Here is a 1,049-nt window from a genome sequence, read left to right as displayed (position 1 = left end):
AGCCACCACGCCGCGTCGGCCTTGGCCCGCAGCACCGTGTCCAGCCGCTGCGGCGTCAACGCCTCGACCACCCCGTCGTCGAGGACTCCCGCGGTGTGCACCACCCCGACCACCGGATGCCCGGCCGGCACCGCCGCCAGGGCATCGGCCAAAGCGTCCCGGTCGGCGACGTCACACGCGGCCACCCGCACCCGCGCACCCAACTCGGTCAGGTCACCGACCAACTCCGTCGCCCCGGCCGCGGTCGGGCCGCGCCGCGACAACAACAACAGATGCCTAACCCCATGCGTGGTGACCAGATGCCGGGCCACCAACCCACCCAACACCCCAGTCCCACCCGTGACCACCACCGTGCCTTCCGGATCCAACCCGGCCGGCAGCCGCAGCACCACCTTGCCCACATGACGAGCCGCCTGCAGATAACGCAGGGCCTGCACCGCGTCAGCCGCCTCAAACACACTCACCGGCAGCGGCCGCAGGACCTCCGCAGCGAACATGTCCAGAATCTCGCCGAGCATCTGCCCGATCCGGTCAGCACCAGCCTCGGACAGGTCGAACGCCTGATACACCACCCCCGGGTGCCCCGCAGCAACCCGCGCCGGGTCCCGCACATCGGTCTTACCCATCTCCACGAACCGGCCACCACGAGGCAACAGACCCAACGACGCGTCCACGAACTCCCCGGCCAAGGCATTGAGCACCACATCCACACCCTCCCCCCCGGTCACGGCCAGGAAGCTGCGGCGAAACTCAAGATCCCGGGACGACGCCAGGTGCTCATCGTCCACACCCATCCCCCGCAAGATCTCCCACTTACCGGCACTCGCGGTGGCGTACACCTGCAACCCCCACGCCCGAGCCAACTGCACCGCGGCCATACCCACCCCACCAGCCGCAGCATGAATCAGGATCCGTTGCCCCGCCCGCACACCAGCCAGATCCCGCAACGCGTAGAACGCGGTCAGGAACACAATCGGCGTCGACGCCGCCCGGGTAAACGACCACCCCCGCGGCACCCGAGCCAACAACCGATGATCAGTGACCGCCAC

The 1,049-nt window shown here is 69.1% G+C and carries 1 protein-coding gene; it reads right to left on the bottom strand.

Features of this window, described 5'->3' with window-relative positions:
• Nucleotides 1-1,049 (bottom strand): MDR/SDR family oxidoreductase (locus ACLQ2W_RS33800; protein ID WP_425791950.1); only part of this gene is annotated, 1,049 nt, incomplete at both ends.

The organism is Micromonospora sp. DT227 (assembly GCF_049841835.1).
Taxonomy (GTDB): Bacteria; Actinomycetota; Actinomycetes; order Mycobacteriales; family Micromonosporaceae; genus Micromonospora.
This window is presented reverse-complemented; position numbering and strand designations above follow the sequence as displayed.